Annotated in this window: 17 protein-coding genes and 1 tRNA gene; 13 read left to right on the top strand and 5 right to left on the bottom strand. The window is 67.8% G+C overall.

Annotated elements, in window-relative coordinates:
- Positions 1-405 precede the first annotated feature (405 nt).
- From sepX to ADBZ6K_RS22010, 5 genes are all read left to right on the top strand, one after another.
- Positions 406-1,458 carry a divisome protein SepX/GlpR gene (gene sepX, locus ADBZ6K_RS22030; RefSeq protein ID WP_526350664.1) on the top strand — a complete coding sequence of 351 codons (1,053 nt, stop codon included), beginning with the start codon at positions 406-408 and terminating at the stop codon, positions 1,456-1,458.
- A gap of 54 nt (positions 1,459-1,512) precedes the next feature.
- Positions 1,513-1,588: transfer RNA gene (locus ADBZ6K_RS22025), tRNA-Ala, on the top strand.
- Positions 1,589-2,413: 825 nt separating this feature from the next.
- Positions 2,414-2,677, top strand: a complete 264-nt coding sequence (locus tag ADBZ6K_RS22020; protein WP_526350662.1) for a hypothetical protein — start codon at positions 2,414-2,416, stop codon at positions 2,675-2,677.
- Positions 2,678-2,817: 140 nt separating this feature from the next.
- Positions 2,818-2,961, top strand: a complete 144-nt coding sequence (locus ADBZ6K_RS22015; RefSeq protein ID WP_526350660.1) for a hypothetical protein — start codon at positions 2,818-2,820, stop codon at positions 2,959-2,961.
- A 371-nt stretch (positions 2,962-3,332) separates the two neighbouring features.
- The gene (locus ADBZ6K_RS22010) at positions 3,333-3,929 is read left to right on the top strand and encodes an Rv1733c family protein (protein ID WP_526350658.1); all 597 of its coding nucleotides are present in this window, start codon (positions 3,333-3,335) and stop codon (positions 3,927-3,929) included.
- Positions 3,930-3,940: 11 nt separating this feature from the next.
- Here ADBZ6K_RS22010 and ADBZ6K_RS22005 read toward each other — a convergent pair whose 3' ends face one another.
- On the bottom strand, positions 3,941-4,918 hold the full coding sequence (locus ADBZ6K_RS22005; RefSeq protein ID WP_526350656.1) for an Acg family FMN-binding oxidoreductase: 978 nt from the start codon (positions 4,916-4,918) through the stop codon (positions 3,941-3,943).
- Between the two features lie 155 nt (positions 4,919-5,073).
- Between ADBZ6K_RS22005 and ADBZ6K_RS22000 the strand changes: the two genes are divergently transcribed.
- The 5 genes from ADBZ6K_RS22000 to ADBZ6K_RS21980 all read left to right on the top strand — a co-directional run bounded on the left by ADBZ6K_RS22000 (position 5,074) and on the right by ADBZ6K_RS21980 (position 9,866).
- Positions 5,074-6,612, top strand: a complete 1,539-nt coding sequence (locus ADBZ6K_RS22000) for a bifunctional aminoglycoside phosphotransferase/ATP-binding protein (RefSeq protein WP_526350654.1) — start codon at positions 5,074-5,076, stop codon at positions 6,610-6,612.
- A 44-nt stretch (positions 6,613-6,656) separates the two neighbouring features.
- On the top strand, positions 6,657-7,592 hold the full coding sequence (locus ADBZ6K_RS21995) for a universal stress protein (protein ID WP_526350652.1): 936 nt from the start codon (positions 6,657-6,659) through the stop codon (positions 7,590-7,592).
- A gap of 97 nt (positions 7,593-7,689) precedes the next feature.
- On the top strand, positions 7,690-8,040 hold the full coding sequence (locus ADBZ6K_RS21990; RefSeq protein WP_526350650.1) for a hypothetical protein: 351 nt from the start codon (positions 7,690-7,692) through the stop codon (positions 8,038-8,040).
- Between the two features lie 9 nt (positions 8,041-8,049).
- On the top strand, positions 8,050-9,048 hold the full coding sequence (gene pat / locus ADBZ6K_RS21985; protein ID WP_526350648.1) for an acetyltransferase Pat: 999 nt from the start codon (positions 8,050-8,052) through the stop codon (positions 9,046-9,048).
- Positions 9,048-9,866 carry a shikimate 5-dehydrogenase gene (locus ADBZ6K_RS21980; protein ID WP_526350646.1) on the top strand — a complete coding sequence of 273 codons (819 nt, stop codon included), beginning with the start codon at positions 9,048-9,050 and terminating at the stop codon, positions 9,864-9,866. Before pat ends, ADBZ6K_RS21980 begins: the two co-directional genes overlap by 1 nt.
- Before the next feature lie 20 nt (positions 9,867-9,886).
- Here the strand turns inward: ADBZ6K_RS21980 and lpqN are convergent, their stop codons facing one another.
- Positions 9,887-10,603, bottom strand: a complete 717-nt coding sequence (gene lpqN, locus ADBZ6K_RS21975; RefSeq protein ID WP_526350644.1) for an envelope biogenesis lipoprotein LpqN — start codon at positions 10,601-10,603, stop codon at positions 9,887-9,889.
- A 391-nt stretch (positions 10,604-10,994) separates the two neighbouring features.
- Between lpqN and ADBZ6K_RS21970 the strand changes: the two genes are divergently transcribed.
- Positions 10,995-12,557 (top strand): PE-PPE domain-containing protein, encoded by a 1,563-nt coding sequence (locus tag ADBZ6K_RS21970; RefSeq protein WP_526350642.1) that lies wholly within the window; start codon positions 10,995-10,997, stop codon positions 12,555-12,557.
- Positions 12,558-12,565: 8 nt separating this feature from the next.
- Here the strand turns inward: ADBZ6K_RS21970 and ADBZ6K_RS21965 are convergent, their stop codons facing one another.
- The gene (locus ADBZ6K_RS21965) at positions 12,566-12,871 is read right to left on the bottom strand and encodes a hypothetical protein (protein WP_526350640.1); all 306 of its coding nucleotides are present in this window, start codon (positions 12,869-12,871) and stop codon (positions 12,566-12,568) included.
- A gap of 172 nt (positions 12,872-13,043) precedes the next feature.
- On the opposite strand from ADBZ6K_RS21965, the gene ADBZ6K_RS21960 reads away from it, so the two are divergent.
- Entirely contained in the window at positions 13,044-13,694 is a 651-nt protein-coding gene (locus ADBZ6K_RS21960; RefSeq protein WP_526350638.1) for a DUF5642 family protein, read from the top strand.
- A 19-nt stretch (positions 13,695-13,713) separates the two neighbouring features.
- The gene (locus ADBZ6K_RS21955; protein ID WP_526350636.1) at positions 13,714-14,439 is read left to right on the top strand and encodes a DUF5642 family protein; all 726 of its coding nucleotides are present in this window, start codon (positions 13,714-13,716) and stop codon (positions 14,437-14,439) included.
- A 6-nt stretch (positions 14,440-14,445) separates the two neighbouring features.
- On the opposite strand, the gene ADBZ6K_RS21950 is transcribed toward ADBZ6K_RS21955, so the two are convergent.
- Entirely contained in the window at positions 14,446-15,066 is a 621-nt protein-coding gene (locus ADBZ6K_RS21950; protein ID WP_526350634.1) for an alpha-ketoglutarate-dependent dioxygenase AlkB, read from the bottom strand.
- Positions 15,067-15,098: 32 nt separating this feature from the next.
- Positions 15,099-15,530 (bottom strand): redox-sensitive transcriptional activator SoxR, encoded by a 432-nt coding sequence (gene soxR / locus ADBZ6K_RS21945; RefSeq protein WP_526350632.1) that lies wholly within the window; start codon positions 15,528-15,530, stop codon positions 15,099-15,101.
- Positions 15,531-15,552 lie beyond the last annotated feature (22 nt).

The raw sequence follows: 15,552 nt of genomic DNA, 5'->3' as shown, positions 1-15,552 counted from the left end.
CCAGGCCGACATCGACCACCACGGCTGGATCCAGGACATCCAACCCACCGTCACCGTCCCCCACGTCGACACCACCGTGCGCCACAGCGGCCGCTAAACCCCACCCACGCTCAACGGGCACCCCAACGCGGGGTGCCCGTTGGCGTTTCTCGGCCCGTTTCGGGTGCCCCGTCACCCTTCCGGATGGCCCCTTCGCCCATTTCTGCGCGAGGGTCCTCGCAACCTTCGGTGCCGCGACCCTGGCGTAGATCTGGGTGCGGATGACAATCATCACTGTGACGTATGTGACCAATGTGACTATTGGTGCTTGTCAGGGGAGAATTACAGGTGTGTAATTGACCTCGGCGCGTCGCCCTCAGATGCGCTGGTCACAGACCTAGCCTGATGGGGAAAGGAGCAGGCGACATGCCAAGCATCCCCCAATCCCTCTTGTGGATCTCCCTCGTCGTTCTCTGGCTCTTCGTGCTAGTGCCCATGCTGATCAGCAAGCGGGACGCAGTGCGCCGGACCAGCGACGTCGCTCTGGCCACCCGTGTGCTGAACACCGGGCGAGGTGCGCGGCTGTTGCGTCGCACCGGCCCGGCGGCAGGGCACCGCAGCGACCCGGAGTGGCGGCCGTCCGACCGCGACGTCGACGCCGACATCGACGGGGACCTCGACGAGGAGTATGACGCCGACACCGTGCCCGGACGATCCGTCGTGGTGACCGCCGCCGCCGACGAGGCCGAACCCGATTATCTCGACGTCGACATCGTCGAGGAGGATTCGGGTGCGCTGCCCATCGGCTCGATGGTCGGTGTGGACGACGCGCCCGCGGACTCGGCGCCGCAGCCCGCAGACGAGGACGTCAAGGAGGCGGTTCCGCACGCAGACGTGCCCGTGGAGCCTGACCTACCGCTCGACGACGAGGTGCCCGCACCGGCGGCCGAACGCAACGGACTGGCCGACGAATACGAGTACGTCGACGATTCGTCGGGTCTGGAAGCCCCGTCGGAGACCGATCTCAAGCTCGCCGACTCGATGACCGCGGCGCGCAGACGCCGCTACGAATCCAAGACCGCCGCGGCGGTCAGCGCACGCAAGTACGAGTTCCGCAAGCGCGCACTGTCGGCGCTGGCGGTCATGCTGGTGTTCACGGCGGGCGCCGCGTTCCTGGTGACCCCGTCGATGTGGTGGGTGTGCGGTTCGGTGGGCGTGGTGACGCTGCTCTACCTGGCCTACCTGCGCCGTCAGACGCGCATCGAGGAGCGGCTGCGCCGTCGCCGCGCGCAGCGGATGATGCGGTCGCGGCTTGGCGTGGAGAGCACCGAGGACCAGGAACTCGACGTGGTTCCGTCTCGGTTGCGCAGGCCGGGTTCGGTGGTGCTGGAGATCGACGACGAGGACCCCGTCTTCGAGCATCTCGACGATGTGCCGTTGGCGCGGGCGTTCGATCTGCCACGTGCCGCAGGCCAGTAGACCTGCCGGTTTCGGCATGCGCGTGGCGGCTGGTAGCCTGTGCTACCGGTATCAGGGGCTATGGCGCAGTTGGTAGCGCGACTCGTTCGCATCGAGTAGGTCAGGGGTTCGATTCCCCTTAGCTCCACCATTGATCGATCGCCCCGGCCTCGTGGCCGGGGCGTTTCGCTTTGGAACCCCTCGATCACCGAGTGGCCGGTGATGGAGTAGCGCGGCTGCCAAGAGACGGGTAGCGGCCTACTCTAGGCCGGCTTACTCAGGGCCGGAAAGCTTCTTCCCATGGTCGGGACAACGCGGTTCACGGCGTCAGCCCCCGATCGGCCAGGGTGCATATCGCACCGCTCGGGCGGGAGGTGATTGGGATGAGGTATCTACTCCAGTGGTATGTCGCGACCAATGCGGGTCGTCGGGAAGGCACCGAAGCGCGCTATCCCCGCCGTCCTGCGGAGGTGCAGAAGCGCAAGCGTCTCCGCCGTCGATCCGACGTATGACGGCGTATGACGACGTATAGCGTTGGGGCCGTGCAGCATTGCGTGCGAGCGTGGTGATGTCATAGCCGGTCGTCCGCGACACGAAACATGAAACGCGGTGCGGGTGTCCACATCACAGTGATGCGGGCGCCCGCGCCGCGCTCGGTGTCCTCACTTCGCGCGAGCGGCGACAACCGGCGTGGGCCGCAACTCGGGTGCCGAATCGTCCTGCGCACCATCCGGGTAGGCGGTCCACACCGCATCACCTTTCTCGGTGGCCGTGCAACGCAGCGGCACACCTTCTGGCGACTCGGCGAGTTGCGTTGTGTCGCTGTATGAGTCGCCCGCATGAGCGGTTTTCAACCTCGGTTTCTGGGTGGGAGTAGAGGTATCCGTGCACTCCGCCAACGGTGGCGTGACTATGCACGGATCCCACGGCGGGGCGGCCGCCGGCTGGACGGTCACAAAAGAGAATCCTCGCGCTGGTGGCCGTTGCCACCGGCCTGGGTCTGATCCAGGTGAGCGGCGCCAGAGACCGGGCAAGCAAGGCGGAGGACCAGGCGATCGCGCAGAAGCTGATCGCGCAATCCGGTGACATGCTGTCGACCGGCGCCGATGCGCCGCTGCTGCAACGGCTGCTGGCCGGTAGACACCTGCTGGCCGAGTCGGATGACACGCAGCTCTGTCCGATGGTTCTCGACGCGGCGAGCACGGTGAAGATCATCGACAACCCGTCGCGCCCGGGGTGAGAGGTGCCCAATGGAGTGCCAAGCTGCGCGCTACGGCTGCAGTAATGAGCAGTACTGAGGTAGTGCACCACTCGTTTCCTGCGGCGCCGCGGAACCTAGCCTGCTTATCAATCGGCGAGCAGCACCAGGAGGGGACACCCATGACCACAGCAATCCGCGGGCGTACGACCGCGACGGACGTGCTCGACTGGGCGGTGTCAGACCAGGATCTCGAAGCCGCCGCGGACGAGAACGCGCTGTCCTACACCTATCAGACCTCGGTATACAACAGCTGCTGCAGCTGAGCGTGCCGGTCCCGCAGTCAGATCGAATACGTTTGGCGGACAACAACGGCACGGCGTTCGACTGACCCGGTCCAGTGGTCCGCGTCACATCGGGGACACCGGCGATCCCAGCCGACCCCAACGGCGACACCGTGTTTGGTGACGGCACACGGTCTCGCGCAACACCGGAACACCCAGTGCCTACCCGATCACATCCCCTAGGCATCGGCTCCGCAGTCGTCGTACCCTGTTACCAGGCCGTTTGGTGGTACCGGGACTGCACGCCGATGTGACGAACTACTCATCACTGAAGAGGCCATCGGCCCTTACCATTGACGCGGGCACCAGCCACGATCGGGGCCCAAGGCGCACAAAGCGCCGGAGGAGATGTCGTGCAAACTATTACATTCGGCCTGGGCCACGGTTGGTTTCGCCGCGCATTCGACCGCAATCCGCTGGTACGCAAGAGCGATCGCATCGAGTCGATTGTGATGATGTTCGCACTGACCGTCGTCCTGCTCGGCACCATGATCATCGGCGCGTTTGGCACCTCGGTCCAGGATAGCCGCGCGGAGTTCTACGCCGACCAGCTGCGCACCAGGCACACCGTGGTAGCCACCGCGACCGCTGACAGTCGCACCGATACCTCCTACGGTTCGGTCGCGTTTATCGCCAGCGCTCGCTGGAACGCCGACGGTCTCAACCGCACGGGTGAGTTCGAGTGGCCCGAGTCACTGAAATCCGGCCAGCAGATCAGCATCTGGGTCGACGAAAAGGGTAAGAAGGTGGCCGCACCTGCACCCTTGAGCCAAGCCACGCTCGACGCGGTGATGATTGCCATCGGGCTGTGGATCGCCGTGGCGGCGATCGTGCTGGGCTTCGTCCGGGTGGTGCATGTGCGCCTCAACCGGGGCCGGTATGCGGACTGGGATCGCGCTCTCGAGCAATTGGCCGGCGACGACAGCGGCCGCACCAACAGCCAGCCCTGACGCGCACAGGCCTACAGCCGGAACTCCAGCACGTCGCCGAGGGGCCGGCGGGGTGTCGGAGGCGGCACGTCGTCGAGGGCAGGGACAGCGCCGACGCGGATCAGGACCTCCGGATACGCGCGGCCGGTTACCGCGCTGACGATGTCACGGCTGGCGGGGAGCTCGGTGACGTGGGTCAGCGTGCAGCTGGCCAGCCCCGCCATGGTCGCCTCCAGCAGCACCTGCGACAGCAGTTGGCCACAGCCGATGAGGTCGCGGTGGCTGTCGCCATTGGCCGAGATGACCAGGATCGTGGACCGGTCATCCGGGATCTCGAGCCGCCTCTCGCCATGGCGGGTGATGGGGAAACTGCGTCCCACGTCCACCCGATCGCTTTCTGCCGCCGACACCAGCGCGCTGTGCGGAATGCCGTCAGTCGTCTCGAATGGGGCTGTCCACCAACTTAATTCGGCGCTGTACGCCGAATCGTAGAGGCGCAGTGCCTCGGTCAGCCGAGTGGCTTCGGCCACCTGGTGCCGGCCGTCGTCGTCGAGCACGTCCAGCACGGCGAGGGAATCGTCGATACTGCGCCGCAGCACCGGTTCAAAGGTGCCCCAGTCGGAGGGTGGTGCGAACGGCAGCCGGTCGGTGCGGCGGATCAGCATGGCGTCGGCGCGGCGCCGCTGAATATCGCTGACGGTGGGCAGCGGTGAAAGGTTGATCGACGCCAGATGGTTCGCGTCGGTTGCGTCGGGGAGGAGTTCGACGTCGGCGGCCCAGCCCGCGGCGGCGAGTGCCACCCGCGCATGGTCGAGCACGGCGCCGCAGCTGATCAGCGCCTGCCGGGCGCCCGCGTCGGTGGCCACCAACCGGTCCGGGTCCAGCATCAGGTGTAGTCCGGCGCCCTCGGCGACCCACCGCCACGGCTGGCTGTTGTGGTACGACGGCGCGCGGCTCGCGACGAGCACGGCGTTCTCGATGACCGCGGCGGCCACCATCACCTTCGACACGGGGGTCCTCCTAGGAGAATCAGCTCCTATCCACGGTGCCCAGCGCGCCGCGCCGGCGCCAGGGTCTTTGTGCCCCCGGCCGCCGGGTCCTGTTACCTCCGGAATGTGTCGGATGACCGCTGTCGAGGACCTCGCGTGCGCGCGAGGATCGGGATATGGACACACCTTTGCCCGCGGCCACCCCTGGGGTCACCGCGGTGCAGCGGACCGCGGCAACCGCCGTCGAAGTCGTCGCCGAAGGGGCCCACGCGCCCGCGGAGATCCGCGAAACGCACACGGGGATTGTCACTTTGGTCGGCGACCGGGCCTACAAGGTGAAAAAACCGGTGGTCACCGACTTCCTGGACTTCGGCACCGTCGAGCGGCGGGAGCGGGCCTGCGCGGTCGAGGTGGCCCTCAACCGCAGGCTGGCCCCCGACAGCTACCTCGGTGTGGCCCATCTGACCGATCCGGAGGGCGGGCCGTCCGAGCCGGTGATCGTCATGCGCCGATATCCGGACGAGTGCCGGCTGTCGGCCATGATCGGCTCCGGCCAGCCGCTTGAGGGGCACCTCGACGCGATAGCCGCCATCCTGACCGGCTTCCACCGAAGCGCCACCCGATCGCGGGCAATCGAGAGTTGCGGCCGGATGCCCGCCATCAATTCACGCTGGCAGGACAACCTCGACGAACTGCGGCGGTGGGCGGGTTCGATCATCGACGCCGACGAGCTTGCCGAGGTGGCGCGGTTGGCGTCGCGGTTCATCTCCGGTCGGGGGGCGCTGTTCTCCTCCAGGATCGCCCAACGCCACATCGTCGACGGCCACGGCGATCTGCTGGCCGACGACATCTTCTGTCTGCCCGACGGGCCGGTCCTGCTGGACTGCCTGGAGTTCGACCCGAGCCTGCGCTACGTCGACTGCATCGACGACGCCGCATTCCTGGCGATGGATCTGGAGTTCCTCGGCCGCCCGGATCTCGCCGCGCACTTCCTGCGCGAGTACCGCAGGCGCTCCGGCGACACCGCCCCCACCTCGCTGGTCGACTTCTACATCGCCTACCGCGCGGTGGTGCGCGCGAAGGTGGACTGCATTCGCGCCGACCAGGGCCGGGCCGGAGCCGAGTCGGACGCACGGCGGCACGTTCGCCTGGCGGTTGAGCACCTCAGGGCGGGCGCCGTTCGGTTGATCCTGGTCGGTGGGGGCCCGGGAACGGGTAAGACCACGCTGGCCAGGGCGCTCGCGCAACGGCAGGTCGCGTGGGTGATATCGACCGACGAAGTGCGCGGGGAACTCAGCAAGACCGGGTTCATCGACGGCGTCGCAGGTGACTATGAGGCCGGCCTGTACAGCCCAGGCAACGTCGCCGCGGTCTATGACACCGCGCTGCGCCGCGCGGCGCTGCAGCTGGCCCTGGGCCGTTCGGTGATCGTCGACGGAAGCTGGCGCGATCCGGTGCAGCGCGAGCGGGCCCGCGACGCGGCCGCCGAAGAGTTCTGCCCGACAGTGGAACTCGAGTGCACCCTGCCGCTGCAGGAAGCCCAGGCGCGGATCGTCGGCAGGAGTGACGCGACCGGTTCCGACGCGACGCCCGCCATTGCGGCGGCGATGGCCGGTGAGCACCACCCGTGGACGGCGGCCCATCGCATCGACACCGGAAAGCCACTGGGCGACTCGGTGGCCGAGGCCCACGAGATCTGCTGCCTGGCGATCTGACCGAAGCCGGCCCCGACCGGCCGGAAAGTCAAAGGAGAGAATCGATGTCGGAGATCAACGGCGCGGTCGTGGTGGGGATCGACGGGTCGCCCGAGGCGGTCGGTGCCGCCCGGTGGGCCGGGGCTGTCGCGCACGGGGTGTCGGCACCGCTGCACATCGTGCACGCGCTGCCGACCGTCGGCCGGAATCTGACGGAATCCGCCGCGGCGATCCGTGCGGCCGTGATGTCGTTTCAGCGGGACAGCTCGGAGATCTTCCTCAAGGAGGCCGCCGATGCCGTCCGCGCGGTAGCCCCCGGAGTGCCGATCGCCACGTCGTCGCTGACCACACCGGTCGACGAGGCACTGGTCGAGATCAGCAGACAGTCCCGGCTGATCGTCTTGGGCGGTGACGGGGTCACACCGGTCGATGCCCTGCTGCTCGGGTCGACGACCCTCGGCGTGTCCACCCGCGCGGTGTGTCCGGTGGTGACCTGGCGCGGAACGCCGCCTGTTCCGTCGGCGCAGCCGGTGGTGGTGGGCGTCGACGGCAGCCGTGCGGGCAGCGCCGCGCTGGCCGCGGCGTTCGAGTTCGCCAGCCGATTCAACGTCCCACTGCGGGCCGTGCATTCGTGGTCGACCAGGTTGCCCCCGGGAGGGGTGACGATACCGCTGCTCATCGACTGGGACTCCGTCGAGGCGGCGCAGAACGCGCTGCTGGCCGAAACGGTAGACCAGTGGCGCGGGTCGTACCCCGACGTGGACGTCACCTGCATCCTGGAACAAGCCAAACCCGGCCGGGCCCTGCTGGACCACGCAGCCGACGCCCAGCTCGTGGTCGTCGGCACTCGTGGGCGCAACGCGGTCGCGAGCGCTGTGTTGGGTTCGACGAGCCTGAATCTGCTGCATCACAGTTCGGTGCCGGTGATGGTGTGTCATGCCTCGGACTATGCGTGGGGCAACATCGGTGCGACCCCCGGCGGCGACGCCGAACGATCCTGATGGGGCGTCGTAGCTTGAACCGGAAAAGGCCTTGGCTGGCAGCAGTTTGGTGTTGGTGTGGCTGTCGGCGTGCTTTCACAGGTGGGTTCGGCCATGGATGTACGGGTGGGGTGCGTCACCCGCAGAGCGGATCTGTCCGCTGCCCGCGGATCCCGCAGAACAGCTTTGGCCTTGGCTGGGGCCGATCGGCGAAGGCCGGGGCGATTTCTACAGCTACGATGCGCTCGAACGGGCGACGGGTCCCCAACGTGGTCAGCGCACCCGGGTGATCGTTTGGGGCAGCGGTGGCGCGGACGGCGATACCGCCTTCGATGTGGCCCACTTCATCATGGAGCGCAAGATGATAAGTGGCATTAGCCGTCGGGCCGAACGGGTGTGGGCAGAATCATCGCGCGATCGTGTTTGCCACATGCCCGAGTCCTTGCCCGTCGCGACGGCGACGCCGTAGCCTCGGGTCGTGGCCGGATTGACAGCCCTCCGCGCGGACGAGCTTGCGACACTGGAATTCTTCGCCGGCTGCGCCCCGAAAGACCTGGCGCCCCTGGCGGCCCAGTTGCGGCCGCTGACCGCGGAGCCGGGGCAGGTTCTGATGCGCGAGGGCGATCCCGCGGTTTCGTTTCTGCTGATCGGTTCCGGCCGGGCGCAGGTCACTCATACCGCACCCGACGGGGACGTCACCGTCGTCGAGGTGACCCCTGGGATGATCGTCGGAGAGATCGCACTGCTGCGCAATGCCGCACGCAGCGCGACCGTGGTTGCGGCCGAGCTGTTGACCGGCTGGGTGGGCGGCGAGGACGCGTTCGCGACGATGCTCGAGATCCCCGGCATGATGGACAAGCTGGTCACCATCGCCCGGCAGCGGCTCGCCGCGTTCATCGATCCGATCCCCGTCCAGATCCGAGATGGCGCGGAACTGTTCCTGCGGCCCGTCCTGCCGGGTGACAACGAACGCACCACGAACGGACCGGTCGAGTTCTCCAGCGAAACGATGTACCGGCGCTTCCAGTCGGCGCGCCGGCCGACGCCGTCGCTGATGAGGTACCTGTTCGAGGTCGACTACTCCGACCACTTCGTCTGGGTGATGACCGACGGCGAACACGGTCCGGTGGTCGCCGACGCGCGGTTCGTGCGCGATTTTCACGACGCGACGACCGCGGAGGTGGCGTTCACCGTCGCCGACGCCTACCAGGGCAGGGGCATCGGGACATTCCTGATGGCAGCCGTCGCCGTCGCGGGACACTATGACGGGGTGCAGCGCTTCAACGCCAGGGTCCTGACCGAGAATTACCCGATGCGCAAGATCCTCGATCACTTCGGCGCGGTGTGGGTCCGCGACGACCTCGGCGTCGTCGTCACCGAGATCGACGTGCCGACCGCCGACCAGCTGCCGTTCACACCCGAACTGGCGGCCCGCATCCGCGATGTCGCCCGCCAGGTCATCCGGGCGGTGAATTGATGCGACCGCCACTGTCCAAGGACACCCGGCTGTGCATCTCGCTGTCTGGCCGGCCCAGCAATATCGGCACCCGGTTCCACAACTATCTCTACGATCAGCTCGGACTGGACTTCCTCTATAAGGCCTTCACCACCACCGATATCGCGGCCGCCATCGGTGGCGTGCGCGCGCTCGGTATCCGCGGCTGCTCGGTGTCGATGCCGTTCAAGCAGGACGTCATCGCCCTGGTGGATGAGGTGGAACCGTCCGCGCAGGCGATCCACGCCGTCAACACGATCGTCAACGACGACGGCTATCTGACGGCGTCCAACACCGACTACATCGCCGTGCAGCGCCTGCTCGACGAGCATCGGCTCGATCCCACCCTTCCGGTGCTCATCCGCGGCAGCGGCGGGATGGCCAACGCGGTCGGTGTGGCCTTCCGCGACCACGGATTCAGGGTCGGCACCGTGGTGGCGCGCAACCGCGAGGCCGGCCAAGAGCTGGCAGCGCGGCTTGGCTACGAGTTCGCCGACGACGTCGGCACGCTGACCGCGCCGGTGCTGGTGAACGTCACGCCGATCGGCATGGCCGGCGGCCCCGATGAGACGCGCAGCGCGTTCGGGGCGGACACCGTCGCCGCGGCGGACACCGTGTTCGACGTGGTGGCCCTGCCGTCGGAGACGCCGTTGATCACCGCCGCACGCACCGCAGGGGTGAAGGTGATCACCGGTGCCGAGGTCATCGCCCTGCAGGCCGCCGAGCAGTTCGAGCGGTACACCGGCGTGCGGCCGACACCCGATCAGGTCGCCGAGGCCAGCACTATCTCGCGTGCGTGAGCGCCGTGCTCACGGCGTGATCAGGGCGTGATCGTCGTCTCGTCGTCGATCGCTGCGGTCGCATCCATCAACGGGTTGAACTGCTCTTCGGGCCCCTCGGCATTGAGCTGGAGCACATAGAGCCCGTCCTGTCCGGGGATCACGACCGTTTTCTGCGCGAAGAGCCGGGTCCCGTCCTGTTGATAGGTGCCGCCGATCTGGTAGGCGTCGAATCCGCTGAGTGTGGTGGCTTTCCCGTCGCTTTCGTTGCCATACCCGGGCAGGTTCTTGGTGGCGCCCCCTGCGTATTCGATGATCTTGGCCGGATCGACGTTGCCGGTCATCCTGGTCATGATCGCCACGACCGTCGGCGGGTCGTCCGCCGCGGACGGGTCCGCATAGATGAGGGCGCCCCATGCGTTGTCGGGGGCGCTCGTGCCGGCATCCTCCCAGCCGGGCGGGGTGGGCAGATTCACCGTCGGGGTGCCGGGATCGCCGCGGTGGATGATCGTCTCGGTGATGTTGTTGTCGCGGACGTAGTCGGCGATCGTGTAGTTGGCTCCCGACGCCGAGGTCGTCGGCGCCCCGCTCGTGGTCTCGCTGGTTGCGGTCTCGGTTTCCTCCACCGCCGAGGATGTGGCGGTCTCCGGAGAGGTGGTCGCCGCCCCGGTCGTCGTGTTGGATCCGCAGCCGGCCAGCACGACGCCGAGCGCGATCGCCGCGCTCACGACGCCGCCGACCCGCAATGGTTGGGTCATCGAGTCTCCCGTCGGTTCAGGTTCCCTGCGTCGGCGTGTGCGTCGGCAAAGCCGTGGCGCAAGTGAGATCGCCACGGAGAATACCGGTCATGACGGCAGTCGGGATGCTTTGTACGCACAGGACCGCGAAGGCCGCGCGCCGCGGCGGCCTCGGCGCCGCCGTGAGCTCATGGACATTTGCCACGCTTTCGTCATTGCCATCGCAAGAACTCTGCTTGCATATGCAACTACCTTCGGCTGATGGCTGCGGAATTAGCCTTCAGGCCGCGGTGATGGTGCAAAATCCTGCTGTGCGGCGATGTTCGCAGCGCTGCGGGTGATAGCTGAAGCCGCGCGACCCGTCCGGATCCTGCCCAGGCCCGCGCCGCGGACATGAAGGAAGGTGCGTGGCATGCGTGCACAGTGGCGTTCGCTGGCGGTTGTCGGAATCGCCGTGGCGGGGGTCGTCGGCCTGGCGCTGTCGGTCAGCATGACAGCGGTGACCGGGGTGGTCTCGCTCGCCGGCGTCACCGCGCTCATCATGGGCGGAGCCTTCAACCCGGCACCCAGCCAGGCCTACGTTGACGCGCAGACCCACAACTACATCACTGGGCCGGGGTTCTTCACCGCCGTGACCTCGGTCGGCGTGACTACCTCTGAGGAATTCTGGCCGGTGAACGGAAGCACGCTGACGTTCGACAAATCGGTGGCGCAGGGCGTCACCGACCTCGACGAGGCGCTGGCCGATCACCCGGATCAGCCGCTGGCGGTCCTCGGCTACTCGCAGAGCACCCGGATCGCGTCGATCAAGAAGCGTCAGCTCATCGACGACTTCGGCGAGGACTTCGCCAGCTATCCGGACCTCGCCTTTGTCCTGGTCTCCGACGTGAACAAGGGCAACGGCGGGATCCTGCAGCGGTTCAACGGCTTGTTCATCCCGATCCTGGAGGTGACCTTCGACGGCGCCGGATCGACCGACAGTCCGCAGAATCCCGACAACGACGGGGATTACGCGCTGGACACCCAGGACATCACCTTCATCCACGACGGATGGTCGGACTTTCCGATCTATCCGCTGAACCTGCTGGCGGTGGCCAATGCCACGTTCGGAATCGCATACCTGCACAGCACCTATCCGATGGTGACGGACCCAGATCTCGTCGAGCAGGGCTCCTACGGCGACACCGACTACTACGTCATCGGGACCGACATCGTCCCGCTGCTGCGCCCGCTGGCGCAGATCGGGGTGCCCAAGCCGATACTGCTTGCCGTCGACGAACCCCTGCGCGTGATGATCGAGACCGGCTATCGTCGCGACATCAACCCAGGCGTTCCGACGACGGCCTACCTGATCCCCATCACCGATCCGATCTCCGACACGGTGAATCTGGTGAAGTCGATCCCGGTCGGTCTCGATGACGCGGCGCAGGAGATGGGTATGGGTCGTCCGCTGGGCACCGGGCCGTCGGGCGTCTACGGTGTCGGCGGCGAGGACACCGACCTGGCCGGCCTTCCACCCGGGTTGATTCCACTGGGCGCACAGGATGATTCCAAAGATTCCGAATCCGCAACGGCGATAATCGAATCCACTGTCAGCTCGGGTAAAGACCAACCGGTGCAAGACAGTAAGCTGACGACGTCGAGCATCCCGGAGGGCGACGACGCAACGCAGCCCGCTACCGGTGAGCCGGCGGCCGAACCGAAGCCGGATCACCCGAAGGCCCTGCGCCCCAAGGTGCGTGACCCGATCGAGTTCGACGGACCGTCACTGCGTAAGCCGGCCGAACGCCCGATCAGGCGGGTGCTTGACGCACTGAGCGGGCGGCCGCCCGAACCGAGTGCCGCCGAAGCCGTCGACTCCGGCGAGAGTTCGGACCGGCCAGGTGGTCGCACCCTGCACAAGCCGCGGCCGCGCTCGGCCGACAGGCCGTCGGGCCGCGGGTCGCAGCCCGGCCAGGAGAACGACGCCGCGTAGGCCGGCACTCAGCAGAGCACGTCGACGTAGACCGACTTGTTGGTGACGGTGGTGACGAGATCGTCGCCGGCGCCCGGTGCGCCAGAGTCGGTGCGAGAGAACGTCTGTCCCGGCCGGATGGCGCGAACCGTGCACTGATCCGATGCGGCACCGCCGACCCGGTTGACGATCACCTGATAGCCCTGCGCGCGCAGCTGGTTGACGGTGGCGTCCACCGGCGACGGGCCCGACGGGGCCGCGCCCGCGCTGGCCGCCAACCCGACGGTGGCGGCTGCCAGTGTCGCAGCTGCGATGGTGCTGAGTAGGAGCTTCATTGCTGCAAGACCTTTCGAGAATCCCTTATGGCAGAAGGGGTTGTAGTGACCGTGGGGTCAGCATTCCGACGACAGGTACACGGTCTGACACTCGACTTGGTTCACCGCGGGCGCGCCCCGACACGGCGCGGCAGGGGCTGGCAAAGCCGAACCGTGTGGTATCAACGCGGGCGTGCGCCTCTTCGTGACCGCGGTGCTGGTGGTATTTTGCGCGCCGGCATGCGCTCAGCCGCCGGATCCGCCGCCCCCGGCGGCGCCAGGGGCGGCCGTCGGCGCCGTCGACCCCGCCAGAGTCGACCGGGTGCGACCCGAACTGCCGCCGGGGTACGAGGTCGCCGACATCTCGGGGCGGGTGGCACCGGTGACCCTGTGGGGATTCGGCCCCGGCTGGGTCGCCGAGCCCGCGCGGTGCGCGGAGCTGGGCGATCCGGTCCGGGATCCGGCGACGGCGCGCGGGTGGTCGGGCTCCGGGCCGGGCGGCATCGTCTTCGCCATCGTCGCCCAGGGGTTGCCGATGGATCCGGCGCTGGTCGACGAGTGTGCGCGCTGGACGGTCTCAGCCGGACACACCAGCGGCACGGTGACGTTGCTCGACGCTCCGCCGCTGGATCAGGCGGACGCGGTGGCGATGACGACGGCCGCGACCACCGTGGTGGAGGGCGGTACCGAAACGCGCTCCCATGCCGACACCTTTATCGCATACCTGGGCGACCATGTCGCGATCGTCGCGATAGTCACCGACCCCGGATCGCCGGATCCACCGCTCGGGCGCGACTTCGCGGCGGCGCTGCTGGCGACGACGGTGTCCGTGTTACGCGGCTGAACCCGGTACATTGGCGGCGATGTTCATCCGCCGGGCCTGTTGCGCCGCCAGCATTTTCGTCCTCGCCGCGTGCTCGTCGAGCGAGAACGCCGGCGAGCCTTCGGGCCAGCCCAGCGGCCAGCCGAACGGTCAGCAGACGAGCCAGCAGGCCGAACCGGACTACTCCCACGCCGACATCGCCAACATCGCCAAGGTCAAGTCCGGCTTTGGTCCGCAGTTCCGCGTGACCGAGGTGCCGCGAACCGGCATCGACCCGCGTCTGTTGACCCCGCAGCGGGTGCCGCCGGGCCTGACGTTCGACCCCGCTGACTGCGCGAAGCTGGCGACCGGCCAGGTGTTGCCGGCCGATCTCAAGGGCAATATGGCAGCGACGTCCGCGGAAGGGGAGGGCAACCGCTTCATCGCGATCGCTGTCGAGACCTCCGCGCCGGTCCCCATCACGGACCCGGGGCAGGGCTGCCGGAAGGTGGCGTTCACCGGCCCCTCGCTCAGCGGGTCGGTCGAGCTCGTCGACGCGCCGCAGATCGACGGCGTCCACACGATCGGCATCCGCCGCATGGTCCAGACGACTATCGCTGGCCAGACCCGCACCGGCGAGGTCTACAACTACGTCGCCGGCTTCGGCCCCTTCCTGGTGATCGTGACGGCGAACGCGTTGGTGCAGCCGGGGCAGCCCGCCGGGCCGGTCAACACCCACCGGGCGGAGGAGCTGGTGACGGCGGCGGTCGCAGCGGTGAAGGGCTGAGGCCGGTCAGCGAACGTCGTGGGGGCGGAACTGGATGCTGATCCGCGGACCCGTCGGCTTGCCCGTCTTGGGGATCGAGTGCTCCCAGGTGCGTTGGCACGACCCGCCCATCACCAGCAGATCGCCGTGCCGGTGCTGCAGCCGCAGGGACTTGCCGCCGCCCCGGGGGCGCAGCGCGAACACGCGGGTGGCGCCCAGGCCGACGATCGCGACCATGGTGTCCTCGGAACTGCTGCGCCCGATGGTGTCGCCGTGCCAGGCGACGCTGTCGTTCCCGTCGCGGTAGAGGCACAGCCCGGCGGTGGTGAACGGCTCGCCCAGTTCGCGGCCGTAGGTGTCGTTGAGGCGCCTGCGGATCAGTTTGAGCCGCGGGTGCGGGGCCGGTTCGTGTGCCAGATTGTCCACGAGATTGTCCACGAGATTGTGGAAGCTGACCAGCCGCGGCACGTCGAGCACCCGCTGGTACATCTGCCTGCGCTCGGCCCGCCACGGGATGGTGTGTCGCAGCTCCGCGAAGAGGGAGTCGGCGTCGGTCAGCCAGCCGGAGCGCAGCTCGATCCACGCACCGGAGCCGAGCTGGCGTCGTTCGGCGTGGTCGAACAGCGAGCCCTGCAGCGCCAGCTCCATGGACCGCAGTCTATCGCACAGGCGTTCGAAGACTAGAGACGTGCGGCGCCGGGTCCCTCCCCGGCGAGCACGTCGCCGGGGTTCGACAGCGCACATGTCTTGAGGCTCAGGCAGCCGCAGCCGATGCATCCGCTGAGGTTGTCGCGCAGCCGCTGCAGATGCAGGATCCTGTCGTCGAGGTCCTGACGCCAGCCGGCCGACAACCTGGCCCAGTCCTTGCTGGTCGGCACCCGGTCGGTGGGCAGCGTCGTCAGCGCTTCGCGAATCCGGGCGAGGGGGATGCCCAACCGTTGCGACATCCGGATGAACGCGACCCGTCGCAACGTCTCGCGCGCGTAACGCCGCTGATTACCCGAGGTGCGCCTGCTGCGGATGAGTCCTTCGCGCTCGTAGAAGTGCAGCGCCGACACGGCTACGCCGCTGCGGCGGGCCATCTCGCCGGGCGTCAGCTCGTGCGACTCCATAACCTTGACCATACTTGAGGTA

The organism is Mycobacterium sp., from assembly GCF_044223235.1.
Lineage (GTDB): Bacteria > Actinomycetota > Actinomycetes > Mycobacteriales > Mycobacteriaceae > Mycobacterium.
The sequence above is the reverse complement of the archived record's forward strand: the minus strand, read 5'-3'. Positions and strand labels throughout refer to the sequence as shown.

Bases quoted from the DNA above. Each gene is read 5' to 3' on its own strand.
- sepX (WP_526350664.1), top strand. From the start codon at position 406: ATGCCAAGCATCCCCCAATCCCTCTTGTGGATCTCCCTCGTCGTTCTC.
- ADBZ6K_RS22015 (WP_526350660.1), top strand. From the start codon at position 2,818: ATGACCACAGCAATCCGCGGGCGTACGACCGCGACGGACGTGCTCGAC.
- ADBZ6K_RS22000 (WP_526350654.1), top strand. From the start codon at position 5,074: ATGGACACACCTTTGCCCGCGGCCACCCCTGGGGTCACCGCGGTGCAG.
- ADBZ6K_RS21995 (WP_526350652.1), top strand. From the start codon at position 6,657: ATGTCGGAGATCAACGGCGCGGTCGTGGTGGGGATCGACGGGTCGCCC.
- ADBZ6K_RS21990 (WP_526350650.1), top strand. From the start codon at position 7,690: ATGTACGGGTGGGGTGCGTCACCCGCAGAGCGGATCTGTCCGCTGCCC.
- ADBZ6K_RS21980 (WP_526350646.1), top strand. From the start codon at position 9,048: ATGCGACCGCCACTGTCCAAGGACACCCGGCTGTGCATCTCGCTGTCT.
- lpqN (WP_526350644.1), bottom strand. From the start codon at position 10,603: ATGACCCAACCATTGCGGGTCGGCGGCGTCGTGAGCGCGGCGATCGCG.
- ADBZ6K_RS21970 (WP_526350642.1), top strand. From the start codon at position 10,995: ATGCGTGCACAGTGGCGTTCGCTGGCGGTTGTCGGAATCGCCGTGGCG.
- ADBZ6K_RS21965 (WP_526350640.1), bottom strand. From the start codon at position 12,871: ATGAAGCTCCTACTCAGCACCATCGCAGCTGCGACACTGGCAGCCGCC.
- ADBZ6K_RS21955 (WP_526350636.1), top strand. From the start codon at position 13,714: ATGTTCATCCGCCGGGCCTGTTGCGCCGCCAGCATTTTCGTCCTCGCC.
- ADBZ6K_RS21950 (WP_526350634.1), bottom strand. From the start codon at position 15,066: ATGGAGCTGGCGCTGCAGGGCTCGCTGTTCGACCACGCCGAACGACGC.
- soxR (WP_526350632.1), bottom strand. From the start codon at position 15,530: ATGGAGTCGCACGAGCTGACGCCCGGCGAGATGGCCCGCCGCAGCGGC.